Origin of the sequence: Flavobacterium sp. XS2P24, assembly GCF_030010285.1 — a bacterium.
In the GTDB taxonomy this organism is placed as follows: Bacteria; Bacteroidota; Bacteroidia; order Flavobacteriales; family Flavobacteriaceae; genus Flavobacterium; species Flavobacterium algoritolerans.
Genome location: NZ_JASCRU010000003.1, coordinates 242527 through 265206 on the forward strand (window position 1 = coordinate 242527; position 22680 = coordinate 265206).

The following is a 22680-nucleotide window of genomic DNA, read 5'->3' on the forward strand; positions in this document are numbered from 1 at the left end:
TACTTAAAAATGAATTAATTAATCTAAATTTGGTACAGCGAAAGTATCCAAAACACTTTTTTCATTCATAAGTGCTTCAATTTCATTTGATTTTCTAGGTGCTTCTCCAGATAAATTTACGGGTCCATTTGTAGTAATCAAAATATCATCTTCAATTCGCACCGCAATTCCCCACCATTTTTTATCACAATCACTACCGATAGGAATGTAAATTCCTGGTTCTACAGTAACGACCATATCTGCTTCAAAAGCATTGTACAAGCCCGGATCGTGAACATCTAACCCAATGTGATGCGAAGTTCCGTGCGGAAAATATTTACGGGATTCTTGTTCCGTTTTAACAATTCCTAGTTTCACTAAACCGGCACTGATTATTTTGCGTGCCGCAGCATCTGGTGCATTAAAATTATTACTAATTTTAGCAGCAGCAATTCCCGCTTCTTGAGCATCATATACTAAATCATAAATCAGCTTTTGCTCAGTAGAAAATTTTCCGTTAGCAGGAATCGTTCGAGTTACATCGGCAGTATATCCATGATATTCAGCACCTAAATCCATCAAAACCAAATCATTTTCGACTTTCATTTTGCTGTTTTCAATATAATGCAACACACAACCGTTGTTTCCAGCGCCTACGATTGACGGATAACCTTCAAACTCGCTGCCGTACTTTTTATAAACAAATTCGTGAATTCCCTGTATTTCCGTTTCAGACATTCCTGGATGCATCGCTTTCATAATTTCGCGTTGTCCCATTGCCGAAATTCGCACGGCTTTTGTCAACAAAACCAACTCTTCTTTGGATTTTTTCTCACGCAAACTCGCCATATAAGTCAAAATCGATTTGGTATTTATAGTGGCTTTTTTTGAAGTGATGCTTTTTTTAGCATTAATTTCGTTTTGCACATTCGAATCCATTTGAGATTTTACTTTTTCATTGTAGCCAATTTGGGATTTAAAGGCGCCAATTAACTTGTATAAATCGGCTTTTTCATTTTTCGAATTTCGAGTGTCTTCTTCAAATTCCTTAAAGAAAACAGTGTCAAAACTGGCGTAATCAATCCCCGAATTTAAAAACGCTGCTCCATTGAAAGCATTTTCAAAACCCAACTCTTTTTTGGCACCCTCCGTTCCTAAACGCACTCCTGTCCATTGCTCCGCTCTTGGATTTTTTTCCTGAACATACAATAACTCATTGAATGACCTTCCATCTTTATTAGTTTGATTGTTCGAAAAAATTACCAGAACTGAATTCGGCTCTTTATATCCTGTTAAATAATAAAAATCAGGATCTTGATGGTAGATAAAATCCACATCATTGGCTCGGTTCCTAATAGGATTACCAAAAAATACCGCCACACTATTCTGAGGCATTTTAGCACGCAAAGCTTCTCTACGCTCTTTATGGAATTGAGCCGACAAATAATCGGTTGGATTTCCGTTTTGTGCTAATGCTGCACAAACAAAAAGAACTGTAAAAACAAAAGAAAGTTTTAAATTCATAGCATTAAAATATTAGAGTTTTGCAAAATAAAGCGAGGTTTTGGATGAATTAATTAATAGGTAAATATAATTTTTTTGTGCGTACCAATTACTATTTTTATTGAAACTCCCTTTCTTTTATTCGTTTAAAAATAGAAAAAGAGCACCAAAAGTTTTTCAACTTCTGAGTACTCTTTAGCAAAAGTGCTTCATCATTCTAAAATTAACCAAAACTAAATTTTATGAAAAATGTTTTTTAATAAGCACTTATAATTTACTTTTTATACTTTAATCCGGGACCATCGCAATAACTCCAAGTGCTGGACAAGGAATTATTGTCCGTTAAATACAATCCTTCTTTTTGATTTCCGTAACAGCTTCCTATAATTTCGCTGTCATTGGGATATGTTAATTCAAAAAATATTCCGTCTGATTGAGTGGTAGTCGTGTAGGTTCCGGAAAGTGTTGTTGTTACCCCATTTCTTTCTCTGGATTTTGTAAAAGTTCCGTTGGTGTTGAACAAATAATATTCTTGCCATTCCATTGCTGCACCTGTAGTTCCAGAATTTTGAAAAGAACCTGTCATCGCAACCAAAGTCCATTTTCCGTAAAAATCCGTAGTAACAATTGCTTCAGCTTCATCCTTTGAACAGGAGCAAAAAATAGCAAGGAAAGCAACAAGAATGATTTGTTTTTTCATGTATCAGATTTTACAGATATTCTTTAGATGCTACTTCTTGCAAAAGGTTGCGTCAAATTATAATTATTTTTTTCTAAAGTAAAAAAATGCATAAAACGATACTATTTATAGGTTCTCGGTTGCCTATAAATAAATAGCCACAGATTAACTGATTTAAAAAAATCGGAGAATCTGTGGCTTATTTTATTACTTGTGAAGTCCTTATTTATCTTTCCTCGTAGAGTTTCAGTAGCTGCGTCACCGTATTCCAATTGCGGATTGTTGCGGTAACATTCAATTTTTTCTCGATGTATTTTTGGTCAAATCTAGTTTTTCCGGCTCCAACAGCGTATTTAATAAAAATTCTGCTACCGTCAATACTGGCTTCATCCGGTTTGAATTGGCTAATTTTCAAATCATTGATACTGGTACTTTGCAAGGTCGTAGAAATAAAAGCCACGTATAACTTTTTAATATCAATATCTTTTTCCTTCAAAAAAGGATTGTTCTTGAAACACGCTTCCAAGTCTTCTTTGGCAATTACCACAATAGGCACTTCATGACCAAAAACCTTGAAAATTTCCTGCTTGATTAGAAAACCAACTTTCGTAGGGCTATCTTCCTCCGTATCCACAAAAACATTTCCCGATTGAATATATGTTAGCACATTTTGAAAACCAATGGCTTCCAAAGTCGTTTTTAGCGCCTCCATTTTTATCATGTTGTGACCGGAAACATTAATACCACGAAGCAATGCGAGATGAGTTGTCATTTTTTAAGCTTTTTATTTTGCGAAGGTAGTATGTTTTTGTTTTTATTTAAATAAAGCTGGATCTTTAAGATATTTTTTCTTTTCGGATCGACTTAATTCCTCTGAAAATACTATTTCATTACAAACAGACGTATATTCTGTATTGGAAACTAATTTTTCTACACCCTTTTCAGTTACAAAATATGGAGTTACAAATTCATACTTGCTTTTGTAATTCTGCAAAGATTGCATAGTAATAGAGTTGAAACTTTTATCAGATAAAAAAGCTATAGAAATATCTGCTCTGTAAACATTTGAATTAAACTCATCTATTACTCCTAATTCAGTTTGTGGATAGACAGTTTGACCTAATTTTACAAATATTAGATTTTTTTTAAATCCATTGTACATCGCTATTGTTCCATCTGAATGTTCTACAGTTATAGAATTTCTTTTGCTCGTATAAATCATATCTCGTGAAGAATTTTGATATTGATTATCAATTTTAACGACAATTCCTTTTCTCATACTACAAATTGTATCTGGCGTTGTAGAATTGATTACATAAGATTTCCAATTTTTAGGTTTTACTTGGTCAAAATATTTTTCACCTAAATTTGAAGCTTCAATAATATTATGTTTTTTCCCTTTCTTAAAAGGTAAAACATAATGAAACAAGCTGTCGACTTTTGGATTAGGTTTACCAAATATTACATAATACTGTAATGCATAACCTACTGACTGCTTGTTATTTGATGGCTTAAGTGTAAGTAAATTGCCTGAATGACCATCGATAACGGTTTTATAATTCGAAACGTAGCTATTTGTAACATTTGAAAAATTTAAATAAATAAAATAACTACCCGGTTCTTCCTTTTTATAACTCAAAACAATACTATTATCAGAATTAACAGTTCTTTCAATAGTTATTTTTGGCGATTGGGCATTTAAATTGAAATTTATTCCTACAATAGTTAAAAGTAGTAACAAGTATTGAATTTTATATTTCATATGATTTTAGAATTTTTATTTTTATTCTTTTTTTTTCAAATATACATATTTTCCTACGCTATTTCCAAACATTCCCATTTCCAAATTTCCAAACAAAAAACTATCTTCGCTCCATCGAATTAAAAATCCGTTTTAATCTGCGTTTTGCCATCTCGAGCGAAGTCGAGAGAAGCAAATCCGTTTCATCCGTGTCCAAAAAAAACTAAATGAGCAACCTCCTACTCACTCCCATTGAATACCTCAAAGGCGTTGGACCCAATCGGGGCGAATTGCTGCGTAAGGAATTGGGAATTTATAAGTACGTGGATTTGGTTAATTTTTTTCCAAACAGATACATTGACAGAACGCGGTATTACAAGATTAACGAACTGCAAAACAACATTGCCGAGGTTCAGATTATCGGTAAAATCATCAACATAAAAACCGTTGAATTTGGACGAAACCAAAAACGATTAGTCGCTACTTTTGTGGATGATACGGGCCAAATGGAACTCGTTTGGTTTCAAGGCCACAAATGGATTCGAGAGAGTTTAAAGCTGAATGAAATCTGTGTGATTTTCGGAAAATGTACGTCTTTCGGGAATGCGTTCAATATGGCGCATCCGGAAATCGAACTGATGAGCGAACACGAACAAAGTCTGCGTTCGGCGATGCAACCCGTTTATCCTTCGACAGAAACCTTGACGAATCGCGGAATTTCGAACCGAGTGATTAATAAACTGATGCAACAATTGTTTCTTGAAACGCAAGCATTGTTTACGGAAACCTTACCGGATTATTTAATCAACGAACTGAAGCTAATTCCTAAAAAAACAGCTTTATTTAACATTCATTTTCCAAAAAGCGCAGACGTTTTGGCGAAAGCCAAATTCCGATTAATATTCGAAGAATTGTTCTTTATTCAACTGCAACTAATCACGAAGAACCTGATTAGGAAACATAAAATAAAAGGGCATCCGTTTGCAACCGTAGGCGAATATTTCAATGATTTTTATCAGAATCATTTGCCTTTTCAATTGACCAATGCCCAAAAAAGAGTTATCAAGGAAATACGAACCGACATGGGCAGCAACGCCCAAATGAACCGATTACTGCAAGGCGATGTAGGTTCCGGAAAAACCATTGTGGCTTTTATGAGCATGCTTTTGGCACTTGATAATGGTTTCCAAGCGTGCTTGATGGCGCCTACGGAAATCTTGGCAAATCAGCATTTTGTTGGTTTATCTGAATTAGCAGAAACTCTAAATATAAACATTAGAATCCTAACGGGTTCCACCAAAATAGCGCAACGCAGAATTATCCATGAAGAACTGGAAAACGGCACGTTACACATTCTCATCGGAACGCATGCTTTATTGGAAGATAAAGTAAAATTTAAGAATTTAGGGCTGGCCGTGATTGATGAACAACACCGTTTTGGGGTAGAACAACGCTCTAAATTGTGGAAGAAAAATGTGATTCCCCCACATGTTTTGGTGATGACCGCCACACCTATTCCTAGAACTTTGGCGATGAGTTTGTATGGCGATTTAGACATTTCAGTAATTGATGAATTACCTCCGGGACGAAAACCGATTCAGACCGTACATCGTTTTGACAGCAATAGATTGAAGGTCTGGAAATTCCTTCGGGACGAAATCGCTTTGGGACGCCAAATCTATATAGTTTATCCGTTAATCCAAGAATCAGAGAAAATGGATTTCAAGGATTTGATGGACGGTTACGAAAGTATTTCCCGAGATTTTCCGTTGCCGCAATATTCAATTTCCATACTTCACGGAAAGATGAAACCGGCGGATAAAGATGCCGAAATGAAACGCTTTTCGGAAGGAAAAACCAATATTATGGTCGCCACAACCGTAATTGAAGTTGGCGTGAATGTTCCTAACGCCAGTGTGATGATTATTGAAAGTGCGGAACGTTTTGGATTATCACAACTGCATCAGCTTCGCGGTCGCGTGGGTCGTGGTGCGGAACAAAGTTATTGCATCCTGATGACGAGCCATAAATTGAGTTCTGACAGTAAAACCCGAATGGAAACGATGGTGCAAACGAACGATGGTTTCGAAATTGCTGAAGTCGACTTGAAACTTCGTGGTCCGGGAGATTTAATGGGAACCCAACAAAGCGGCGTACTTAATCTTCAAATTGCCGATTTGGTTCGAGACAGAGACACTTTGGCATTAGCTAGAAATTATGCTTTGAAACTACTTAAGGAAGATGCGAGCATGCAAAAGCCGGAACATGCGGCTTTGAGAGCTGTTTTTATCGAAATGACCAAAAAGAAAAATATCTGGAATTATATTAGTTAATTCAATACGTGATGTGCATTTTTTATCTGTTTAAAATTACGCTACTAAATTTATTTTCTTAAAAAAGGTTTCTTTTTTCAATTCTTGATTAAACCATTTTCATTTTTAGCAGTCTCTACTAATTAGAGGTTGTTATTGCTTGCATTCATTTGTAAATCTTGTATTTTCTAAATGTTAATATTTGTATGTACAAACGTTAAATAAAAATTAACAAGATCATAATTGCCATTTCTAAAACCTAAATTTGTTTTTAACTAAAATTACTGAAACCTAATCCTACATTACTCTATACCTATGAAAATCAAATACCTAGTTTATGCCTTGTTGACCATTGGAATCATTGGATTTATTGGCTACCGAATCACAGAAAACAAAAATAAAAATGCCGATTCGAAAGATCAAAAAGGAAAAGGCAAATCCATGAGTGTTAACGGAATTGTGGCAATCCCACAAACTTTTGACAATAATTTATCCCTTTCGGGTTCAATTGAAGCCAATGAACAAGTAGAAATTCGTAGTGAAGTTTCTGGAATTGTGGAGGCTATTTATTTTCAGGAAGGAAGCAATGTGAGCAAAGGGCAGGTACTTTTTAAAGTAAATGATTTAGAATTAAGAGCACAATTGAGACAAACGTCTACCAGAGAAGGATTGGCTTCGGAAAACGAAAGAAGAGCTAAATTGTTATTACAAAAAGAAGCCATCAGTCAGGAAGAATATGATTTGGCCAGAGCCGATTTAAAATCTGCACAAGCACAAAGTCAGTTGATAAAAGCACAAATTGCAAAAACATCAGTTAGAGCACCATTCTCAGGAAGAATCGGATTGCGTTCTATTTCGCCGGGAACCTACATCACACCTGCAATTTTGGTGGCGAAACTAGTAAATACCGGAAAACTAAAAATCACTTTTTCAATCCCTGAAAAATACGCCAGTCAAGTAAAAACAAATACCTATATCACCTTTACCGTTTCGGGTTCTACTGAAAAATATACCGCTAAAGTATATGCTATTGAGCCAGAAGTTGCGGTTGCGACCAGAACATTACAAGTTCGTGCGATTGCCGAAAATAAAAACGGAAAATTATTACCGGGAACATTTGCTGATGTCGAATTGCCTTTGGACATCATAAAAGATGCCATCGTTGTACCTACAGAAGCTATTATTCCGGTGCAAAATGGTAAAAAAGTTTTCATCTCTAGCAATGGTCAAGCCAAAGAAGTGATGATAGAAACTGCCACAAGAACGGATGCTTCTATTTTAGTACTTTCTGGTTTGAAAGCGGGTGATACCATTATTACCAGTGGTGTTATGTCTCTAAAAAATGAAACTCCGGTGACCGTTAAAATTAAATAGATTGAGATATTAGATTCCTTCAGAGCCATCTACAATCTAAAATCAGCAATCAAAAATCTAAAATCTAAATGAGTTTATCTACAACAAGTATTAGAAGACCCGTATTTACAATAGTAATCAATTTATCCATCGTATTGTTTGGAATAATTGGCTATACCTTCCTGGGCGTTCGAGAATTTCCATCGATTGATCCTGCACAAGTTTCCATCAGTACTCGATATGCCGGCGCAAATGCTGATATTATTGAGTCGCAAATTACAGAACCGTTAGAAAAAGCAATCAATTCCATTGATGGGATTAGAAACGTCACTTCTTCGAGTGCGCAAGGAAGCAGTAACATTACCATAGAGTTTAATCTGGATAAAGATTTAGAAGAAGCCGCAAATGATGTGCGAGATAAAGTTTCTCAAGCGGTTAGAAACCTTCCACAAGATATCGACTCTCCGCCAGTAGTTTCTAAGGCTGACGCCAATGGTGAGGCGATTATTTCAATGACGGTTCAAAGTGATACGAGAAACGCATTAGAATTAAGCGATTACGCCGAAAATGTAATTTCACAACGTCTAGAAACGATTCCCGGTGTGAGCGGTGTCCAAATTTGGGGACAAAAAAGATACGCAATGCGTCTGTGGATTGATCCCATAAAACTGGCTGCTTATGGTTGCACCGTTTCTGAAGTGAGAGATGCATTGAACAAACAAAATGTAGAATTACCTTCTGGAAAACTAACGGGAGATAATACCGAATTAACGGTAAAAACAGTGGGAAACCTTTCTACAGCTGAAGAATTTAACAATATTATTATTCGTACCGAAGGGGAAAAAGTAGTTCGTTTTAGCGATGTAGGATTAGCAAGTCTTGGACCAGAAAATACGGAAACCAAAATGACGCAATCAGGTACGCCCTTAGTTGGTGTTGCTATTGTACCACTTCCAGGAGCTAATTACTTGGATATTTCTACTGCTTTTTACAAAGTTTTCGAACGTTTAAAAAAGGATTTACCAAAGGATATTAAACTTAATATTGCCATTGACAATACTATTTTTGTAAAAAAATCAGTTATTGAAGTTGCTGAAACATTGGGAATTTCAATAATTCTGGTGATTTTGATTATCTATTTATTCTTTAGGGATTGGGCGATTGCATTTAGACCATTGATTGATATTCCAGTTTCGTTGATTGCTACTTTCTTTATCATGTGGCTTTTCGGATTTTCCATCAATGTATTGACTTTATTGGCTATCGTTTTGGCAACAGGATTGGTGGTCGATGATGGAATTGTAGTCACCGAGAATATTTTCAAAAAAGTAGAAGAAGGAATGACGCCTATCGAGGCAGCTATCAAAGGATCTAACGAAATATTCTTTGCGGTAATTTCCATTTCGATAACCTTGGCAGCGGTATTTCTTCCTGTGATTTTCCTCGAAGGATTTGTCGGGCGATTGTTTAGGGAGTTTGGCGTCGTCATAGGTGCTGCGGTATTAATTTCAGCTTTTGTATCGTTGACATTAACACCAATGTTAAACGCCTATTTAATGAAAGGCGGCGAACAAAAAAAATCAAAATTCTACATTCGTACAGAACCTTATTTCCAAAAACTAAACAGTGGTTACGCCAGTGCATTAGACCGTTTTATGAAGAAAAAATGGTTGAGTTTCCCTATTTTGATTGCTTGTTTTGGATTAATTTATTTGTTTTTCAACCTTTTGCAAAAAGAAACCGCACCTTATGATGACCGTAGTGGTTTTGTATTGCGTATGTCTACACCCGAAGGTTCTTCTTATGAATATACAGATCGCTTTATGCAGGAAGTATCTCAATTAGTGGATGACTCGATTCCCGGTAAAAAAGTAGCCTTAGTTATTACGTCTCCTGGTTTTGGATCTTCATCCGTAAATAGTGGTTTTATTCGGGTATCATTGGTTCAACCTGATGAAAGAAAAGATTCTCAAAAAGAAATCGCAGAGAAATTAACCAAATGGACCAAACAATATCCAGATGCAAAAACGTCCGTAATTGAGCAACCAACAATTGCTGTAAACAGACGCGGTGGATTGCCGATTCAATACATCATACAAGCGCCAAACTTTAAAAAATTGGAAGAAAAAATTCCTGTTTTTATGGATGAAGTAGCTAAAAACCCAACTTTTGCGGTTAGTGATGTCAATTTAAAATTCAACAAACCAGAGGTTAATGTAACCATTGACCGAGAAAAAGCCGAAAGTTTAGGAATTTCAGTTATTGATATTGCACAAACCTTACAGCTTTCCTTGAGCGGACAACGTTTTGGTTATTTCATGAGAAATGGAAAACAGTATCAGGTTATTGGACAATTTGACCAAAAAGACCGTTCAAAACCATTGGATTTAACGTCAATGTATGTCAAAAATAATTTGGGACAATTAATCCAAATGGACAATGTGGTAACTATTGAAGAAAAAAGTAATCCGCCACAATTATACCACAACAATCGATACATGGCTGCAACTGTTTCTGCAGGTCTCGCTCCAGGCAAAAGTATTAGCGATGGAATTGATGCGATGAACGAAATTAAAGCTAAAGTTCTTGATGATACCTTTACCACCGATTTAGGTGGAGAATCAAGAGATTTTGTTGAAAGTAGTTCGAATACTGCTTTTGCATTCGGATTGGCTTTAGTATTAATATTTTTGATTCTGGCAGCACAATTTGAAAGCTTTATTGATCCTTTTATCATTATTTTGACCGTTCCGATGGCCGTTGCAGGAGCACTATTCTCATTATGGTTATTTGACCAGACTTGGAATATTTTCAGCCAAATTGGAACTGTAATGCTTATTGGTCTGGTAACCAAGAACGGAATCTTAATTGTCGAATTTGCTAACCAGCTTCGAGAACAAGGAAAACCAAAAATGGAAGCTATTTTAGAAGCTTCGGAAGCGAGATTACGACCTATTTTAATGACAAGTTTGGCTATTTCATTAGGAGCATTACCAATTGCTATGTCACTTGGAGCAGCTTCAACCAGTAGAATTGGGATGGGAGTTGTAATTGTTGGAGGAACTATTTTCTCTTTGGTTTTAACGTTATTCGTTATTCCTGCAATGTATTTAATGTGGTCTAAAGCCAGAAAACATTATCCTGAGTTTGATCATATTGAAGAATATGAAAAAGAAGTTAAATAATTTGAATGGAACGCTGATGACGCGAATTAAATAGATTTATCAGAATTTTTTATATAAAATTCATTGATTCGTGGCTAAAAAATATAATTATGACACATACTAAAATACTATTTCAAAGCTTTATACTACTCGTATTTTGTGTAGTTAAAACCAATGCGCAAGAAGTTTTGACATTGGAAAGCGCAGTAAAAATTGCATTGGAAAACAATTACGAAATAAAAATTGCCACCAACAATTTAACCATTGAAAAAACAAATGTAGCTATTGGAAATGCAGGAATGTTGCCCACAGTTACTGCAACCGTTGTGGATAATAACAGCATTCAGAATAGTTCACAAACGCGTCAGGACGGAACAGTAACCGAATTAGACAATGCCAAAAACAATAGTTTAACGTATGGTGTCGGATTGGATTGGACTATTTTTGATGGAATGCGAATGTTTGCCAGACTGGATCAGTTGAAAGAATTGCAAAAATTAGGTGAAGCACAACTAAAACTGACTGTAATCACACGAATCAGCGACGTGAATGCGGCATATTACAATTTGGTTCAACAACAGCAGCAATTGGCCGCTTTGGATTCGACAATTGTGATTTCAAACCAGCGATTGACTTTGGCACAAAACAGATTTACCATTGGAAAAGCCTCTAAATTAGAAGTTTTGAATGCTCAAGTAGATTTGAATACCGATCAGGTTGCATTGTTAAGACAAAAAGAATTGTATGCTAACAGCAAGATTTTATTAAACCAACTATTGGCCAGAGATGTTGCCACTGATTTCAAAGTAATTGATCAACTTCAAGTAGATGGATTATTATTACTGCCTGAACTTACTGCCTTAGCTGAAAAACAAAACCCACAATTAGAAGCCCAGATTATCAATAAAAGAGTAGCTGAATTAGAATTAAAACAAATTAAAGCGGCACGTTATCCTACTGTTCGAGTGAATACCGCTTACAATTTTTCAGAAAGTCAATCGAGTCTTGGGTTTGTAGCACAAGCACAATCAAGAGGTTTGAACTATGGTTTTAGTGCTTCCTTGAATATATTTGATGGTTTTGCACAGCACCGAAATGAGAAAATTGCCAAGATTCAAATTGAAAATTCTAAATTAAATATAGATCAGCAAAATTTAGCTTTAAATTCTCAATTAGCTACTTCCTATCAAACGTATTTAACTAATTTAGAATTGATTGCTTTAGAAGAAAAAAATGAATCTATTGCGAAACAAAATCTAAATATTACTTTAGACAAATTCAGAATTGGGACGATAACTACTTTAGAATTCAGAACCGCACAATTGAATTATGTGAATGCCAAAGTGCGTTACAGCAATGCTCAATTTCAAGGAAAGTTATCTGAAATTGCACTCCGAGAATTGGCCGGAAATCTTAATTTTTAATTCTAAAAAAGTTAAGGATAAAAAGAATAATTCAATTTTAGATATTATTCATAAATATTACACTTAAGCGTTAAAAGGAAGAGTTTAACGATTTTTATTTTTTTAAAATAATTACTTTATCATCTTGCATGAAATTAAAGTATTATCAAAATTATAACCAATTATTTAAAACTTACAAATGAAAAAATTCTATTTATTCCTTTTGTTATCTATCATTACTTTTAGCTGTAGCAATGAGCCCGTTGCTTTAGAGACACAATCAACCGCTAATAGCAACCGATCAGCAAAATCTATCAGTAATTCTGGTGATTACAACGTTGCTGTTGCGGTAAGTTTAGATGGTACTGAATGGACTTATACCATAACAAGAGCAGTTTCTAAAGCAAAAACCCTTAGTCACTTTATCATCGACCTTAATAATTGTGGTCAAGAAAGTGCTACTTTTGCCAATATTATTTCAGCTACCGTTAATGGAAGTCCCGCAAATTTGTCTCCAACTGAAGGTTCTGGAACAGGTTGTAATCCGCAAGCAATTACTACAAATTTTGTTAAATTTGATGTTGAAGAGGCAACTTCATGGGTAATCATTTTGAAATATAGCCGCGGCTATGAAATTTTCACTACTGCAACTTCATGGCTTAAAGCAGGTACTTCTTGCGAACAAGCTGTAATCTCTGCACCAGGCTGTCCAAGAGAAGACTATTTAGTAGAATAGTCTTTAATAGGTTTTTTACTTTAAAAAACAATTAAAAAAGGAACTATTCATAAGATAGTTCCTTTTGTATTTGTTATTATTTGAATTGTACTTTTAAGTAGCAGAAAATCTTAATTTTTAATTTACTTTTGCTAAAAATAGTATCTTAAATGGTTTCATATAATACAAAAGACTGGTTTACTTTTATTTTTCGTTTCCACAAAGCGGACACTTTTAGAACATTAATGCCAATAATGCTCGCTATTGGAATTTATTCTGGAGTTGTCGGTTATTTAGAGGTTGAATATTGGAAATTAGCTGACAACAGTTATGTAAAGAATATCACAATCATGCACGGAATGCTTGGTTTCGTGATTTCATTATTGCTTGTTTTCAGAACCAATACTGCTTATGACCGTTGGTGGGAAGGACGCAAAATGTGGGGTGCTTTAGTAAACAACAGTCGTAATTTTGCCATTAAATTATCGGCAATATTGCATGATGAAAAAGATCGCAAATACTTCCGAAAAATGATTCCCGGTTATGCTTCCATTTTGCATAAACATTTGAATGATAATGATACCAGCAAACAATTGTTTGAAGATGTCGATTTAGAAATAGATCATCACAAGCACAAACCCAATCAAGTCGCTAAAATGTTATTTCAGAAGATTAATGATTTATACGATTCCAAAAAAATAACTGGTGATCAACTGATTATTTTAAACGAAGAAGTAAAATCATTTACTGATATTTGTGGTGCTTGCGAACGAATCAAAAACACGCCTATTCCCTACTCCTACAGTGCTTTCCTTAAAAAATTCATCTTCTTTTATGTCATGACACTGCCTTTTGGATATTCCTTTAGTTTGGGTTATTATGTTGTTCCTGTTGTGGTATTTATTTTTTATGTTTTGGCGAGTTTAGAGCTAATTGCTGAGGAAATTGAAGATCCTTTTGGAAGCGATGAGAATGATTTACCAACTCATAAAATTGCGGAGAACATCAAAAAACATGTGGAAGAATTAATTTAAATTTTGTTAAACAGTGTTCCGGTTCTAATTATTTTCATTAAATTTAAGCTTTGCCTTTTTAAAGTTTAAAACTATGAATAGTAACCGCGCTTTTATAAATCCACCGCATTTATCAACCGAGAAATCGTTAAAAACATTAGTTGAAAACAGAACCGTTTACTCTTTAAACCATTGTGAACTGAACCTTTTTGAAACGTATGAATCTTCGGCATTAGTTCCTTTGAAATTCAATGATTTGGTCGTTACAAGCATGTTGCGAGGCAAAAAAATAATGCATCTTTTTGACGATCCAAGTTTTGTCTATTTACCGGGTGAAACCGTCGTGATTCCTTCTAATGTGGAAATGAAAATCGATTTTCCGGAAGCTTCAAAAAACAATCCGACGCAGTGTTTGGCTTTGGCGATAGACCAAACTAAAATTACCGATACTTTACAGTTTTTAAACGAACGCTACCCAAAAGAAGGAAAAGACCAATTCTGGCAATTGAATTACCAAAATTATTTCTTTTACAACAATGTGGAATTGGCAACAACGATTAATAAATTGATCAAAGAATGCATGAGTACTTCAATTACTAAAGATGCTTTGGCCGATTTGACTTTGCAGGAATTATTAATTAGAATTATTCAGACACAAACTGCAAAAGCAATAGACGACGGTTTATTTGCCGATCCAAAAAATCCTATTACACAAGTAGTAGAATTCATCCGATTGAATTTGAAGGAAAATATAAGCATGAAACATTTGAGCGAGAAAGCCTGCATGAGTACGACTTCTTTCTATCGTTTTTTCAAAAGAGAATTAGGCATGAGCCCCATAGAATTTGTGATTAGCGAAAAAATGAAATGCGCCAAACAGTTGCTGAAAAATCCTTCGATACAAATCAATGAGGTTTGTTACTTATCAGGATTTGAAGATTGTAATTACTTCATTCGTTTGTTTAAAAAACATGAAGGAATTACCCCAAAACAATATCAATTACTGTACGTAAACTAGATTATTCAATAAATGTCACTGGTTCAAGCGATAATTCTTCTTCTGGAGTAAAAATTCTATATTCAATTCGGAATGTTTTTTTCAATGGCGTTTCTAAGGAAAATCCTCCCACTCCAAACGCATCAATTACATCCAAAGTAAAATGAGCATGTTTCCAGTATTCGAATAAATCTTTATCAACCCAAAATTCAGTTTCTTCAATTTTACCAATACATACATCACCCATTCGCTGATAAAATCCGCCTTTTTCAAAACATTGTGGCTGCGTTCCCTCGCAACATCCTCCTGCTTGATAGAACATCAAATCACCGTGTTTTTCCTTTAGGATCTTGATTAACTCTATTGCTTTTTCTGTGGCATCAATTCTTTTTATCATCTTTTTTTAATTTAAAATAAAACCTGACAAATTATACAATCTGCCAGGTTTATGATTAACCAATAATCAGTAATTAACTAAAAGAAACCTAATTTCTTTTTGTCATAAGAAATCAGCATGTTTTTTGTCTGACGATAGTGTCCAAGCATCATTTTATGGTTTTCACGACCAATACCTGATTGTTTATAACCTCCAAAAGGGGCTCCCGCAGGATAAGAATGATACTGATTAATCCAAACACGACCTGCTTGAATCGCTCTTGGAACCTGATAAATTTCGTGTGCATCACGTGTCCAAAGTCCAGCTCCCAAACCATACATCGTATCATTTGCAATAGCGATAGCTTCTTCAGTAGTTTTGAAAGTAGTAACAGCTAAAACCGGTCCGAAAATCTCTTCTTGAAAAATACGCATTTTATTGTGTCCTTTGAAAAGCGTTGGTTTGATATAATAACCTCCGGCTAAATTTCCTTCCAAATGATTTTCTTCGCCTCCAATTAAAACTTCCGCACCTTCTTCTTTTCCTAATTTAATATAAGTCAGAATTTTTTCTTTTTGAACCAAAGAAGCCTGCGCTCCCATCATAGTGGTTCTGTCTAAAGGATTTCCTAATTTGATTGCAGCTGTTCTTTCAATTACTCGCGCGATGAATTTATCATAAATATCTTCGTGAACTAATAATCTGGATGGACAAGTACAAATTTCTCCTTGATTCAAAGCAAACATTACCGCACCTTCAATTGCTTTGTCAAAGAAATCATCATCAGCATCACCAACGGACTTCATGAAAATATTTGGAGATTTTCCTCCAAGTTCTAAAGTTACCGGAATAATATTTTCAGTAGCATATTGCATCACTAAACGACCGGTTGTTGTAGAACCTGTAAAAGCAGCTTTTGACACTTTTTTATTGGTAACCAAAGCTCTTCCTAGTTCAGCACCAAAACCATTAACAATATTTATAACTCCTGGAGGCAAAATATCACCAATCAATTCCATCAAAACCATAATAGAGATCGGCGTACTTTCTGCTGGTTTTAAAACCACGGTATTTCCTGCCGCTAATGCTGGCGCTAGTTTCCAAACAGCCATTAAAATAGGGAAATTCCAAGGAATAATTTGAGCAATTACGCCCAAAGGTTCGCTTAAAGCGATGGAAACAGTTTGCGAATCCAATTCGGCGATTGAACTTTCCTCAGCACGGATTACACTTGCAAAATATCTGAAGTGATCAATTGCCAAAGGCATATCGGCAGCTAAAGTTTCACGAATGGCTTTTCCGTTGTCAATAGTTTCCACAGTTGCAAGATATTCGAGGTTATCTTCCATAACCTGAGCAATTTTATTCAATAGATTACTACGTTCCGTAACAGATGTTTTCCCCCATGCCTGGAAAGCTTCATACGCTGTATCAACAGCTAAATCTAAATCTACTTTAGTGGAATGCGCAGCTCTTGTAAATACTTTCCCGTCAACCGGAGAAACTACGTCAAAATACTGCCCACCTATTGGAGCAACAAATTTGCCACCTATATAATTATCATATGTTGCCTTAAAATCAGGTCTTTTTACCACGTTATCCATGTCGTTATCTTTTTATGTTTTATCAAATATACCCTCATCCTTATTCTTAGAATAGCACAATTCATTCAACTAATAGCATTAAATTTTCATATTAGTTTTTTTAACCTAAATTTATTATTTAATTCATATTTATTTACAACTAATAGTATTGAATTCTTATTTTAAATACTTACTTAATACACTAAATCAGTTATAAAAAACCAAAAAAATTGTTTCTTACTCCAAACTGCAATCCTTATATTTGCATCCGAGACCAAAGGTCTAACTGACGAAGTAATCGCATTAAAATTGACAGATGAAAATATCTTACAACTGGTTAAAACAATTCATTAAAATAGACTGGAAATCCGAAGAAACTGCAGCACTACTTACCGATTTAGGTCTGGAAGTAGAAATTGTTGACAAATACCAATCAGTAAAAGGCGGATTAGAAGGCATTGTTGTGGGACATGTTCTTACCTGTATCCAACATCCTGATGCCGACAGATTAAAAATAATTACCGTAGATTTAGGAAATGGCGTTCCTGTACAGATTGTTTGCGGTGCCAGTAATGTTGCTGCGGGACAAAAAGTACCAGTCGCCACAATTGGAACTACATTATACGATAAGGAAGGGGTTGCTTTTTCAATCAAAAAAGGAAAAATTCGCGGACAGGAAAGTCACGGAATGATTTGTGCCGAAGATGAAATAGGTCTTGGTGAAAGCCATGATGGAATTATGATATTGGACGATGCATTAATGCCTGGAACTCCTGCTGCAACGGTTTTCAAAATTGAAAACGACGAAGTTTTCGAGATTGGTTTAACACCCAATCGTGCCGATGCAATGAGTCATTTAGGTACTGCACGTGATTTGAGAGCAGGAATGTTGCAAAGCGGTGTAAACGTAGAATTGATTACACCATCAGTGAGCAATTTCAGAGTAGATAAAAGAACTTTGAAAATTGATATTGACGTAAAAGAACCTAAACTAGCTCCAAGATATTGCGGAGTGACAATTTCTGGCATTGAAGTAAAACCATCACCAGCTTGGTTGCAAAACAGATTGAAAGCTATTGGATTGAATCCAAAAAACAATATTGTCGATGTTACTAATTACGTTTTGCACGAATTAGGTCAGCCGCTTCATGCCTTTGACGCTTCAAAAGTTAACGGTAAAATAGTAGTTCAAACACTTCCTGCGGGAACAAAATTTACTACTCTTGACGATATAGAAAGAACTTTACACGAAGAGGATTTAATGATTTGTGACGAAAAAGGACCTTTATGTATTGCAGGAGTTTTTGGCGGAAAAAAATCTGGAGTTTCAGAAAGTACCAATTCTATATTTTTAGAAAGTGCTTATTTCAATCCGGTAAACATTCGTAAAACTGCCAAAAGACATCAATTAAACACTGATGCTTCTTTCCGTTTTGAAAGAGGAATTGACCCAACTATTACTGAATACGCATTGAAGCGTGCAGCTTTATTAATTCAAGAGGTTGCCGGCGGAGAAATAACATCAGATGTTGTTAATGTGTACCCAAAGAAAATTGAAGACTTTTCTGTGTTTTTAAACTTCAGTAAAGTAGCTAAAATTATTGGACAGGAATTACCGAAAGACACTATTAAGAAAATATTAGTTTCATTGGACATTAAAGTAAACAGCGTTTCAGATGCAGGATTAGGATTAACTATTCCTTCTTACCGCGTTGACGTTCAAAGAGAAATAGATGTTATTGAAGAAATATTGAGAGTATATGGATACAACAACATTGATTTTTCTAAAAAATTAAATGCCACGGTTTCTAATTCTCCAAGAAATGAAGACTATAAAATACAAAATGTGATTGCTACGCAGTTAAATTCTCAAGGATTTAATGAAATGATGGCAAACTCATTGACTACTGCGTCTTATGTTGAACTTTCAGAAGTTTTGAATCCAGCAAACAACGTGACAATGTTAAATCCGTTAAGTGCTGATTTAGCTACCATGCGTCAATCTTTGTTGTTTTCCGGACTAGAAGCAATCTCATATAATATCAATCGCAAAAATGCTGATTTGAAATTATTTGAATTTGGAAAAACGTACCATAACTATCTTGCCGGTTACGAAGAGAAAAAGCATTTGACTTTATTTCTTTCCGGAAATAGAAATCAAGAAAATTGGACTAGCGCTCAAAAAACATCTGATTTCTTTTTATTCAAAGGATATGTGAATGGAATCCTTTCCAGATTAGGCATTCAAAAAACACAAAATGTACCTGTAACTTCGGATGTGTTTTCTGAGGGGATTGCTATTAGCGTTGGAACCGAAATACTGGTAGAGTTAGGAGTAGTTAAAAAATCAATATTAAAACATTTCGGAATCAAACAAGAAGTATTTTTTGCAGATTTTAACTGGGCTTTGATTTTGAAATTGATTTCAACCAAGATAAAATATACTGAAATTCCTAAATACCCTGAAGTTCGTAGAGATTTAGCGTTGCTAATTGATCAAAACGTAACCTATGACAGCATTTACAATATTGCACGCCAAACAGAGAAAGCACTCTTAAAAGACATTAATTTATTTGATGTATATGAAGGGAAAAATCTTCCTGAAGGCAAAAAATCATACGCGCTAAGTTTTACTATTCAAGACAGTTCTAAAACTCTGACCGACACGCAAATTGATAAAATTATGAGCAAACTGCAAAATAATTTTGAAACTGAACTTGGAGCCAGCTTACGATAATAGCTCTTTTTACATACTATAAAATCCCAATTCTAAAATTTAGAATTGGGATTTTTTTATACAAAAAAGCCCTGCAAGTTGCAGGGCTCTTAAGACTAACAAAATATCAACCTCTAATCCAAAAATTATTGTTTAGGCAATACTACAGCATCTATCACGTGAATCACACCATTTGATTGATTAACATCTGCAATTGTTACCTTAGCTTTATTCATATTCTCATCCGTAATGTATAAATCTTTTCCTTGCATCCAAGCTGTCAAAGTTCCACCACTTACTGTTTTCATTGTAGCTTTTCCATTACCCATTTTAATAGCTTTTGCTATATCCGAAGCGTTCATTTTTCCTGCAACAACATGATATGTAAGGATTGTTTGCAATGTTTTTAAGTTTTCTGGTTTTAATAATGTGGTTACAGTTCCAGCAGGCAATTTGTCAAACGCGGCATTTGTTGGGGCAAAAACGGTGAATGGTCCTTTACTTTGTAATGTTTCAACTAATCCGGCTGCTGTTACTGCTGCAACTAAAGTTGTATGATCTTTTGAATTAACAGCATTCTCAACAATATTTTTAGATGGATACATGGCAGCTCCACCAACCATAACTGTTTTTTGAGCGAATGAAGTTGCTCCTAATACTACTGTAAATAATGCAATGGATAAAAATTTTCTAGTTTTCATAAAATCTATTTTTTAAGTTATATAATTTCATTTACGGTGTTTAATTGTGTTTGGTTTTAAAAAATGAAATTATTTTTAAAAATTTAATTTTTCTGAATGAGATGAAATTGACATTAGTTCTAATTAGCCCCGATGGCAGCAAGTATCCTTTTTATTGTGTTATACAAAAGTTGATTTTCAAAATTGTTTTCTGCACAATAAAAAGATACTGCGTACAGCGGGAGGATTGTGGATTGCGAATTCAACTGCTCTGCTCCTAAAAAATAAAGCACAAAAAAAAGCCCCGCAAATTGCGGGGCTTTCTATATTCAAAAAATTTCAAGAAATTATTTTTTCTCTGATTTTTCCATTTTAGCTTTCAATGCAGCTAACATATCATTGTTATCACCTAAAGTTGCAGCTGGTGCATTTGTAGATGAAGATGAAGTGTTTTCAGAAACTGCTTTCACATTTTTCTCTTCTTCTTCACGGAAGATAGCAGTGTGAGATGCAACTACTCTTTTGAATTCTTTGTTGAATTCGATTACTTTGAAATCAGCTGAATCACCTTTTTTCAATTTCTTTCCGTCTTCTTTTTCAAGGTGACGTGTAGGAATGAAAGCAACGATATCATCTCCGAATTCTACAGTAGCTCCTTTGTCAACGATTTCAGAAATTTCACCTGTGTGGATAGTTCCAACTGCGAAAGAATCTTCATACTGATCCCAAGGATTAGCAGTAGTTTGTTTGTGACCTAAAGATAATTTACGTCCTTCAACATCTAATTCTAATACTACTACGTCAAGTTTTTCACCAACGTTTACAAATTCAGATGGGTGTTTGATTTTCTTAGTCCAAGATAAGTCAGAGATGTAAATTAATCCATCAATTCCTTCTTCTAATTCTACGAAAATTCCAAAGTTTGTAAAGTTTCTAACGATACCTGTATGTTTAGAACCTACTGGGTATTTAGCAGTGATATCAGTCCAAGGATCTTGAGACAATTGTTTGATACCTAATGACATTTTACGGTCATCTCTGTCTAAAGTTAAAATTTGAGCTTCAACAATATCTCCTACTTTTACGAAATCCTGAGCAGAACGTAAATGAGTAGACCAAGACATTTCAGAAACGTGGATTAAACCTTCAACACCTTCAGCAACTTCAATAAATGCACCGTAATCAGCGATTACAACTACTTTACCTTTTACTTTATCACCAATTTTTAAGTTAGCATCTAAAGCGTCCCATGGGTGAGCGTTTAATTGTTTCAATCCTAATTGTATTCTTGTTTTTTCGTCATCGAAATCAAGGATTACAACGTTTAATTTTTGATCTAATTCCAATACTTCAGATGGGTGGTTGATTCTTGACCAAGAAAGGTCAGTAATATGAATCAATCCATCAACACCACCTAAGTCAATAAAGACACCATAAGAAGTAATGTTTTTAACAACACCTTCTAATACTTGTCCTTTTTGTAATTGACCGATGATTTCTTTTTTCTGGATTTCGATATCCGCTTCAATAAGCGCTTTATGAGAAACAACAACATTTTTGAATTCGTGGTTGATTTTTACCACTTTGAATTCCATCATTTTGTTTACATATACATCGTAGTCTCTAATTGGTTTAACATCAATTTGAGATCCTGGTAAGAAAGCTTCAATTCCGAAAACGTCAACGATCATACCACCTTTAGTTCTGCATTTTACAAAACCATTAACGATTTCTCCTGTTTCGTTAGCCGAAATAACTCTATCCCATGATTTGATAGTACGTGCTTTTCTGTGAGATAATACTAATTGACCAGTTTTATCCTCACGGATGTCAATTAATACTTCAACAGTATCACCTACTTTTAAGGCTGGGTTGTAACGGAATTCGTTTAATGAAATAACACCTTCCGATTTTGCGTTGATATCAACGATAACGTCTCTATCTGTAATTCTAACAACTGTACCATCTACAACTTCTTCTTGATCAGTAGCGATAAATGTTTTTGAAACTAGTTCTTCGAATTCTAATAAGTTTTTCTCATCAACAGCATCAATACCTTCTTCGAAATTGTGCCAGTTAAAATTTGCTAAAAACTCTTCTTGTGATTTTAATTGTTCAGACATGCTGATTAAAAATTTGTATTCTGTATTTTCTCGAGTTTCTTAATGTGCTAGAAAACAACAGAAGTTGTTTGTATAATTAGTTGAACCCTAAAGGAAACTCTTATTCACCAAAAGGACTGCAAAAGTAACACATTTATCTTAAACTGCAAAATTTTACAGACAAGATAATCGATTGATAATCAGGAGCGAATTAATTGGCTTTTTTGCTGGCAAAGTTCCCGCTATCGCCTTTATCTCTCCTCTCGTCCCAAAAGACGAGATGCGAGGATATCAGCTCCATCTTGGCTAGATAGGCTTTACCCTGATTTTTCAGCATAAAAAAACCCGATATCGTATAAAAATA

The 22680-nt window shown here is 34.8% G+C and carries 16 protein-coding genes; 8 read left to right on the top strand and 8 right to left on the bottom strand.

From position 1 onward, the window contains the following. Positions 1–18 precede the first annotated feature (18 nt). The 4 genes from QLS31_RS04230 to QLS31_RS04245 form a co-directional block, all read right to left on the bottom strand. A complete protein-coding gene (locus QLS31_RS04230) occupies positions 19–1503 on the bottom strand; it encodes an aminopeptidase P N-terminal domain-containing protein (RefSeq protein ID WP_282742827.1) in 1485 nt (494 codons plus the stop codon). Between the two features lie 253 nt (positions 1504–1756). Next, positions 1757–2182 carry a hypothetical protein gene (locus tag QLS31_RS04235; RefSeq protein WP_282742829.1) on the bottom strand — a complete coding sequence of 142 codons (426 nt, stop codon included), beginning with the start codon at positions 2180–2182 and terminating at the stop codon, positions 1757–1759. A gap of 205 nt (positions 2183–2387) precedes the next feature. Further along, on the bottom strand, positions 2388–2933 hold the full coding sequence (locus QLS31_RS04240) for a DUF1697 domain-containing protein (protein ID WP_282742831.1): 546 nt from the start codon (positions 2931–2933) through the stop codon (positions 2388–2390). A 42-nt stretch (positions 2934–2975) separates the two neighbouring features. Then, positions 2976–3923 (bottom strand): hypothetical protein, encoded by a 948-nt coding sequence (locus QLS31_RS04245; RefSeq protein ID WP_121342095.1) that lies wholly within the window; start codon positions 3921–3923, stop codon positions 2976–2978. Between the two features lie 206 nt (positions 3924–4129). Here QLS31_RS04245 and recG point away from each other — a divergent pair, with 206 nt between their 5' ends. The 7 genes from recG (at position 4130) to QLS31_RS04280 (ending at position 14880) form a co-directional block, all read left to right on the top strand. After that, positions 4130–6235 (top strand): ATP-dependent DNA helicase RecG, encoded by a 2106-nt coding sequence (gene recG, locus QLS31_RS04250; RefSeq protein ID WP_282742833.1) that lies wholly within the window; start codon positions 4130–4132, stop codon positions 6233–6235. Between the two features lie 294 nt (positions 6236–6529). After that, positions 6530–7588: an efflux RND transporter periplasmic adaptor subunit gene (locus QLS31_RS04255; RefSeq protein ID WP_282742835.1), complete on the top strand. Its 1059-nt coding sequence runs from the start codon at positions 6530–6532 to the stop codon at positions 7586–7588. Positions 7589–7656: 68 nt separating this feature from the next. Then, a complete protein-coding gene (locus tag QLS31_RS04260; RefSeq protein ID WP_282742837.1) occupies positions 7657–10752 on the top strand; it encodes an efflux RND transporter permease subunit in 3096 nt (1031 codons plus the stop codon). An 89-nt stretch (positions 10753–10841) separates the two neighbouring features. Further along, complete coding sequence (locus QLS31_RS04265) at positions 10842–12155, top strand: TolC family protein (protein ID WP_282742839.1); 1314 nt, start codon at positions 10842–10844, stop codon at positions 12153–12155. Between the two features lie 178 nt (positions 12156–12333). Beyond that, positions 12334–12870: a hypothetical protein gene (locus QLS31_RS04270; protein ID WP_282742841.1), complete on the top strand. Its 537-nt coding sequence runs from the start codon at positions 12334–12336 to the stop codon at positions 12868–12870. A gap of 149 nt (positions 12871–13019) precedes the next feature. Continuing rightward, positions 13020–13883, top strand: coding sequence for a bestrophin family ion channel (locus QLS31_RS04275; RefSeq protein WP_282742843.1), 864 nt, complete (start codon positions 13020–13022; stop codon positions 13881–13883). A gap of 73 nt (positions 13884–13956) precedes the next feature. Then, entirely contained in the window at positions 13957–14880 is a 924-nt protein-coding gene (locus tag QLS31_RS04280) for an AraC family transcriptional regulator (RefSeq protein ID WP_282742845.1), read from the top strand. Position 14881: 1 nt separating this feature from the next. Here the strand turns inward: QLS31_RS04280 and QLS31_RS04285 are convergent, their stop codons facing one another. Both QLS31_RS04285 and QLS31_RS04290 read right to left on the bottom strand, forming a co-directional pair. Continuing rightward, entirely contained in the window at positions 14882–15256 is a 375-nt protein-coding gene (locus QLS31_RS04285; protein ID WP_282742846.1) for a DUF779 domain-containing protein, read from the bottom strand. A 77-nt stretch (positions 15257–15333) separates the two neighbouring features. Continuing rightward, complete coding sequence (locus QLS31_RS04290) at positions 15334–16839, bottom strand: aldehyde dehydrogenase family protein (protein WP_282742848.1); 1506 nt, start codon at positions 16837–16839, stop codon at positions 15334–15336. 295 nt (positions 16840–17134) lie between these two features. Here QLS31_RS04290 and pheT point away from each other — a divergent pair, with 295 nt between their 5' ends. Further along, positions 17135–19555: a phenylalanine--tRNA ligase subunit beta gene (gene pheT / locus QLS31_RS04295; RefSeq protein WP_282742849.1), complete on the top strand. Its 2421-nt coding sequence runs from the start codon at positions 17135–17137 to the stop codon at positions 19553–19555. Between the two features lie 125 nt (positions 19556–19680). Here pheT and QLS31_RS04300 read toward each other — a convergent pair whose 3' ends face one another. Then, the gene (locus tag QLS31_RS04300) at positions 19681–20235 is read right to left on the bottom strand and encodes a fasciclin domain-containing protein (RefSeq protein WP_099715439.1); all 555 of its coding nucleotides are present in this window, start codon (positions 20233–20235) and stop codon (positions 19681–19683) included. Positions 20236–20561: 326 nt separating this feature from the next. Then, positions 20562–22337, bottom strand: coding sequence for a 30S ribosomal protein S1 (gene rpsA, locus QLS31_RS04305; protein WP_282742850.1), 1776 nt, complete (start codon positions 22335–22337; stop codon positions 20562–20564). Between the last annotated feature and the right edge of the window lie 343 nt (positions 22338–22680).